General features: G+C 62.5%; 6 protein-coding genes and 1 tRNA gene. 4 read left to right on the plus strand and 3 right to left on the minus strand.

From position 1 onward, the window contains the following. Nucleotides 1–124 precede the first annotated feature (124 nt). On the plus strand, nt 125–1,543 hold the full coding sequence (locus E6C48_RS03300) for an MFS transporter (RefSeq protein WP_136353929.1): 1,419 nt from the start codon (nt 125–127) through the stop codon (nt 1,541–1,543). Nucleotides 1,544–1,548: 5 nt separating this feature from the next. Here the strand turns inward: E6C48_RS03300 and E6C48_RS03305 are convergent, their stop codons facing one another. Beyond that, nucleotides 1,549–2,256: an RlmE family RNA methyltransferase gene (locus E6C48_RS03305; RefSeq protein ID WP_136353931.1), complete on the minus strand. Its 708-nt coding sequence runs from the start codon at nt 2,254–2,256 to the stop codon at nt 1,549–1,551. Next, a complete protein-coding gene (locus E6C48_RS03310; protein WP_407940941.1) occupies nt 2,253–3,533 on the minus strand; it encodes a Ppx/GppA phosphatase family protein in 1,281 nt (426 codons plus the stop codon). The genes E6C48_RS03305 and E6C48_RS03310 overlap by 4 nt, the downstream gene beginning before the upstream one ends. A gap of 299 nt (nt 3,534–3,832) precedes the next feature. Here E6C48_RS03310 and E6C48_RS03315 point away from each other — a divergent pair, with 299 nt between their 5' ends. Both E6C48_RS03315 and E6C48_RS03320 read left to right on the plus strand, forming a co-directional pair. Further along, nucleotides 3,833–4,765, plus strand: coding sequence for a lysylphosphatidylglycerol synthase domain-containing protein (locus E6C48_RS03315; RefSeq protein WP_136353935.1), 933 nt, complete (start codon nt 3,833–3,835; stop codon nt 4,763–4,765). Nucleotides 4,766–4,919: 154 nt separating this feature from the next. After that, a tRNA-Gln gene (locus E6C48_RS03320) sits at nt 4,920–4,993 on the plus strand. 781 nt (nt 4,994–5,774) lie between these two features. On the opposite strand, the gene E6C48_RS03325 is transcribed toward E6C48_RS03320, so the two are convergent. Beyond that, nucleotides 5,775–6,350, minus strand: coding sequence for a hypothetical protein (locus tag E6C48_RS03325; RefSeq protein ID WP_136353937.1), 576 nt, complete (start codon nt 6,348–6,350; stop codon nt 5,775–5,777). On the opposite strand from E6C48_RS03325, the gene E6C48_RS03330 reads away from it, so the two are divergent. Beyond that, nucleotides 6,340–6,473 (plus strand): helix-turn-helix domain-containing protein (locus tag E6C48_RS03330; RefSeq protein WP_136353939.1); only part of this gene is annotated, 134 nt, incomplete at its 3' end. The two genes, E6C48_RS03325 and E6C48_RS03330, sit on opposite strands and share 11 nt — an antisense overlap.

The raw sequence follows: 6,473 nt of genomic DNA on the forward strand, positions 1-6,473 counted from the left end.
ATCGGCTTCGTATCGCAAAAGGTGACAGGGAATTAACGCGACAGGACCGCCAAGGCGTGATAACCCGCGCCGCTGTCGATCTGCCCCCGGTCGGCGTGCGAGACCAGCAAATCCGGGTACGGCCTTGAATCGCCTCATACCGCTCATCCTCGCGGTCGCCTTGTTCATGGAAAACATGGACTCAACGGTGATCGCCACGTCGCTGCCGGCGATCGCGGCCGATATTCAGACCAGTCCTATCGCGCTCAAGCTCGCATTGACATCCTATCTGGTGTCGCTGGCGATCTTCATCCCGGTCAGCGGCTGGATGGCCGATCGTTTCGGCGCGAAGAACGTGTTTCGCGCGGCCATCGCCGTTTTCGTCGTCGGTTCGGTGGCCTGCGCCTTCTCAAATTCGCTCGGTGCCTTCGTCGTCTCGCGCTTCCTGCAGGGCATGGGCGGCGCCATGATGACGCCTGTCGGGCGCCTCGTGCTTGTCCGCTCGACGCCGAAGCACGACCTCGTGGCGGCGATGTCATGGCTCAGCGTTCCGGCGCTGGTCGGCCCGCTTGTGGGGCCTCCGGTCGGAGGTTTCATCACCACCTATTTTTCCTGGCACTGGATCTTCCTCATCAACGTGCCGATCGGCCTGATCGGCATTGCGCTGGCGACGCGGTTCCTGCCGGACATGGACCGGGAGCCGACCCCGCCGCTCGATTTCATCGGCTTTGCGCTCAGCGGAATTGCCGCATCCGGCGTGGTCTTCGGCCTGTCAGTCATCTCGCTGCCGGCGCTGCCGCCAGCCACTGGCTTCATCACCGTGTTGGTCGGTTTCGTATGCGGCGCACTCTATCTGATGCACGCCCGGCGTGCCGCGAACCCGCTGCTGGCGCTCGACCTGCTTCGCAACCCGGTGTTCCGCGCATCGGTGGTGGGCGGCGGCATGTTCCGCATCGGCATCGGCGCCGTGCCGTTCCTGCTGCCGCTGATGTTCCAGCTCGCCTTCGGGCTGACGCCGTTCCAATCGGGCATGATCACCTTCGTCACGGCCATCGGCGCCATCGGCATGAAGCTGACGACGGCATGGGTTTTCCGCGCCTTCGGCTTCCGCCGCGTGCTGATCTTCGGTTCGCTGATCGCGGCCGGCACTATTGCCGTCTACGGCTTCTTCACCCCCCAGACGCCCTACGCGGTGATGATAGGCATCATCCTGGTAGGCGGCTTCATCCGTTCCATGTTCTTCACCGGCGTCAATGCGCTGGCCTATGCCGATATCGCACCGGAAGACATCAGCAAGGCGACGCCGCTGGCGGCGGTGGCGCAACAGCTCAACATCGCGCTTGGCGTGGCGCTGGCCGGCGGAATCCTCGAGGCCCTGACCGGCATCCATGGCGGTCCTCTGACGCTCAGCGACTTCCACATCGCCTTCTTCGTGGTGGCGGCAGTGTCGGCGGCGGCGTCGGTTTGGTTCGTAAGGCTGACGCCGGACGCGGGCAACGCCGTCTCCGGCTACAAGGGGCAGCCGACAAAGACCAAGGAGACGGTCACCTCGACCGTCGGCTGACCGGATCAGCCCTGCGGCGCGCGGCCACGGAAATCCTTGGCGAGCAGGTAGAGCTCCACCGATTCGTCGCGCGAGGCCGGCGGCTTGACGTGATGGACGGACCGGAAGTTCTTCTTCAGCATGTCCAGCAGTTCGCTCTCGGTGCCGCCCTGAAACGTCTTGGCGAGGAAATGGCCGCCGGGCTTCAGCACCGAGACGGCGAAATCGGCGGCCACTTCGCACAAATGCATGGTACGCAGATGGTCAGTGCGGCGATGGCCGGTTGTGGGTGCGGCCATGTCGGACAGCACGACATCCGGCTCGCCGCCTAGCGCCTCGGACAGTTTCGCAGGCGCATCGTCGTCGAGGAAATCCATCAGCAGGATGACGGCGCCCGGCACGGCATCCATTTCCAGATAGTCGATACCGACGACATGCGGATGCTCGGCGCTCGATTTCGTCCGCTCGGCCGCGACCTGGCACCATCCGCCGGGGGCGGCGCCGAGATCGATGACTTTCATGCCGGGCTTCAGCAAATGATGCTTGTCGTCGATCTCGATCAGCTTGTAGGCGGCGCGCGAACGGAAGCCCTCGGCCTTGGAGCGTTGCACGTACGGGTCGTTGAGATGGCGTTCCAGCCAGCGGCGCGACGACTCCTTCAAGCCGCTTTTCTTCTTCACGCGGGTCCGCAGCACGCGCGATGCCGCTCCTGTCTTGCCCGGTTTTTTCGTCACGACCGCCCCCGTGCCAGGTCGCGCAACGCGCCCTCGTCTGCCATCAATTCGCTCAGGATACCTTCGCGCAAGCCGCGGTCTGCCACGCGCAGGCGCTCCGCCGGCCAGACGGCGCGGATCGCCTCCAGGATGGCGCAGCCCGCCAGCACCAGATCAGCCCGATCGGCGCCGATGCAGGGATTGGCGACGCGCTGCTGAAAATCCCAGCCGAGCAGCCTTGCCACCATGCGGTCGACGTTGTCGCTGTTCATCCACAGGCCGTCGACGCGGCGGCGGTCGTAGCGCTCCAACTCGAGATGAACGCCGGCCAGCGTGGTGACCGTGCCTGAGGTGCCGAGCAAATGGAAATCCGGTCCGTTGACGAGATGGTCCAGTCGCCCACGCCCCTCGAACGCCTGCAAGCGGTCGGCGACATCGGCCACCATAGCATCGAAGACATCGCCGGTGACGGTGCGTCCGCCATAGCGTTCGGCCAGCGACACCACCCCGACCGGCAGCGAAGTCCACGACACGATGTGATTCGCCAGGCGCGGCGACCGGTGGCGGCTCAAGTCGATCAGCGCGATCTCCGACGAGCCGCCGCCGATGTCGAACAGCACCACGCCCCTGGTGTTGCGCTCCACCAGCGAACCGCAACCGGAGACGGCAAGCCGCGCTTCCGTCTGGCGATCGATGATCTCCAGCTTCAGCCCCGCCTCGCGCTCGACGCGATCGAGGAATTCCTGCCCGTTCTCGGCCGAACGGCACGCCTCGGTGGCGATCAGCCGCGCGCGCCGAATCTTGCGCGCCCTGAGCTTGTCGCCGCACACCTTGAGCGCCTCGACGGCCCGGTCCATCGCCTGCTGGGACAGCCTGCCGGATGCCGACAACCCCTCGCCCAGCCGGACGATGCGCGAGAAGGCGTCGATGACGCGGAATTGCCCGTAACGCGCCGGAATAGCCATAAGCAGGCGGCAATTGTTGGTGCCGAGGTCAAGGGCGGCGAAGACCGGCAGTTCGTGGCGCGGCCTCCGCTGCTCGACCGCAGGCAGGACCTGCGATGGTGCCGGGACCGCAGGTGCGGACGGCGGAACGACAATAGTTCCCGTCGCGGGGCCATCCGTCGCCGGCTGCTGTCGGTCGCGCGCGAAAACCTTGCGGCCGCGCCGACGCTTGCGCCGTTTGCGGCCTTTCGGGGAATGCCCCGTTTCGCCGGAATCGTTCGGCCTGTCGGCGGCCCATCCGTTCGCGGACGGCATAGCGGGGATTTTCGGGCTATCGACGGACTTATGGTCCATCGACGCCGATGGCGCCGGAACCTGCCGGGACTCGCCCGCTTCCGGCGTATCGGCGCCGGCGTCGCGGTCTTCCACTGTCGATCCTTCCAGCGCCGCGCGAACCGGAATCCCGGACGCCGCAGGCGCATTATCCTTAAGTTGGCGCCACAGTAGCAGCGCCCTGCCGGATCACCAAGCGTAAAGCTCCTCTGAGACGGCTAAGGTTGAAGTGAGGGCTTCGATGAGGCATTGCTGAAAAGCGGAACGGGTTGGGGAAGGTGTCAGGCAAGACCGGAAGAAAAACTGAAAACCCTCGATTCATGATCATACGGCGTTTCTTCTGGCCGGTGGTCGGATTGTCGGCGGTCGCTTTCTCACTGTGGCTGCTCTACGGCGAATTGCGCGGGATATCGATCGACGATGTGGGCGACGGGCTCGCCGCGATCCCGGCGCATCGTTGGCTGTTGTCGGCGCTCTGCGCGGTGGCGGCCTATGCCGCGCTTGCCGGCTACGATCATATCGCGCTTACCCATATCGGCAAGCGCCTGCCCTGGCTGTTCGTGACACTGTCTTCCTTCACCACCTATGCGCTGTCGCACAACATCGGTGGCTCGGTATTGTCGGGCGCCGTCATTCGCTACCGTGCCTACGGTTCGCGCGGGTTGACCGGGCATGAGGTTGGCGTGCTGGTGGCCGTCTGCTGGATCACCTTCGTCCTGTCGACGCTGCTCGTCTCCGGCGTCGTGTTGACGCTGGAACCCCATCTGTTCGACCGTTTTTCGGACATGGGCCACGAATGGCTGTCGACCGGGGCCGGCTTGGCGATGATCGCCATCGTCGCAGCCTATGCGTTCGGAAGCTGGCTGCATCTGCAGCCGCTCAAGCTGGGCGCCTTCCAGCTTCATTATCCGCGCCTGCCGATCGTGGCGCGCCAGTTGCTGGTCGGGCCGGTGGAATTGCTGGCGGCGGCCGGGATCGTCTACTTCGCACTGCCCGAAGCCGACAATCCGGGCTACCTGATCGTTCTCGGCATCTTCCTCGTATCGTTCTCGATCGCGCAGATATCGCATGCGCCGGGCGGCCTCGGCGTGTTCGAAGTGGTGTTCCTGGCAGGACTTTCCGATATGGATCCGGCCCGCGTGGTGGCGGCTCTGCTGGCGTTCCGGCTGCTCTACCTCATCATCCCGCTGCTCATCGGCCTTGTCGTGGTGGTGCTGTTCGAGCACTCGCAGTTCGGTCGTCGCTCCGATTGATCGTTTCGCCGATTGAACCCATGTGCAGGCTTGACTATTTTCAGGCGGCGGCTAAAAGGCGGGCCGTACAGGCGCATGGCGTTTCGCCCACGCGTCCTGCGGCGGTGGCGGACACTTCAATCCACCCTGCCAAGGCATTGAAAAACATGCCCGTTGGGGAATAGGTTAACGGTAGACCCACGGACTCTGACTCCGTTAGTCCTGGTTCGAATCCAGGTTCCCCAGCCAAACCGTTTTCCAGAAATCCTTGAAATCCGTGGGATTTTGGTCTTTCGGAACGCCTGAGATTCACGCTGAATCGCCCTTGCCCAAGTGGTGCCCACAACTAATGCCCACAGTGGTGTCCGTCCGCCCGGGGCCGACGGAGCACGGGCGAATCGGATTGCGCAGGCACCAGGTCGAGAATCTGGACCTAAGGGGATCGGTCTTCTATTGGCGGGCGGCTCGGGGCTGGTGATCGGCGACGGGACAGGTGCCGCCCCGTCGAGTTCATTGGTATAACCCAGAAATGAGAGGATACACAATCTAATATAATCGAAGAATAATATTAATTACTTTGCATAATCTACAAAGCGCCGTGGAAAAAAACATTTTACTTGTTTAATAAATTATCTCGCTTTAAATAAAAATAGTAGTTGAAATATGATGCTTGCACTTTTCTTGACTCAAGGCTCTTTCAAATCAATCCATCCAAAGAAAATTCGACACCGGCCAAGACACCCACTCACACCATCCAAGGAGAATAATATTCGGCCTGTTGACAGATCAATCAAGTAAACAATAGGAATATTTTTTCCTGATGTACCATGGATGGTGTACACTCACCGCGCAATGCACGGAAAGTGTTCTTATGTGATGACGTGTTTGGATCGAAGCGGACTGTCTGATCTTGGGCGTCGAGATCGAATAAATGCCGTTACAGGAGGCTGAACTCAACGATGGCTTCCACCTGCAGGCGTCTCAACAATCTCCCAAACACTGCCATTACAGGTTAGCCTCATGAGGAGATTTACCCGAGAGTTTTCGCCAGCCATGCATGGACACCCTCGATGGTTCGGAAATCCTCGATACTGCGAGCGGCAATGTCCGGGTAAGCGCTGGCGGCCATTTCGCTCAGCGCGTGTCCGGGACCGAGCTCCAGAAAAGCCCTCGCGCCGCCTTCGACGCAGGATTGAAGGCATTCCGCCCATTCGATCCTGTGCGAGATCTGTCTGGCGAGATTGTCGAGACCGGTGGCGAGGCCGCGCACCACCGAGCCGTCCAGTCCGCTCAACAGCCACGCCGCCGGCAGGGGCGGCCGCCGGATCGGCGCACGGGTGAGCACCGTCAGGAATTCGGCAGACGCGGCGGTGAGCCGTGCCGTATGCGACGCCACCCGGACGTTGATCCTCGCGACCCGCGCCGCACCCACTTCGACCGCGGCGCCGGCAAGGGCATCGAGTGCCGCGTGCGTTCCGCCGACGACGAAGGTGTTGATTTCCGCTGAGAGCTGACCCGGGATTGAGGGATTTTTCCATTGAGAAGTGACCCATGTTTGAACCCACCCCTGCTGGTTGATTGCAGGGGACTTTGGAGTGATAGACATGGCGTTACTGAGCGTTATCCGACGCTGGCATCTGCGAGATGGACATTCGATCCGGGAGATTGCACGGCGCACGGGACTGTCGCGGAATACGATCCGCAAATACCTGCGATCAGGTGAGGTCGA

The organism is Ollibium composti, assembly GCF_004801285.1.
Lineage (GTDB): Bacteria > Pseudomonadota > Alphaproteobacteria > Rhizobiales > Rhizobiaceae > Mesorhizobium > Mesorhizobium composti.

What these genes read in the sequence shown, in the direction of transcription:
- E6C48_RS03310 (WP_407940941.1), bottom strand. Translation starts at nt 3,533, where the DNA reads ATGGACCATAAGTCCGTCGATAGCCCGAAAATCCCCGCTATGCCGTCC.
- E6C48_RS03315 (WP_136353935.1), top strand. Translation starts at nt 3,833, where the DNA reads ATGATCATACGGCGTTTCTTCTGGCCGGTGGTCGGATTGTCGGCGGTC.
- E6C48_RS03325 (WP_136353937.1), bottom strand. Translation starts at nt 6,350, where the DNA reads ATGTCTATCACTCCAAAGTCCCCTGCAATCAACCAGCAGGGGTGGGTT.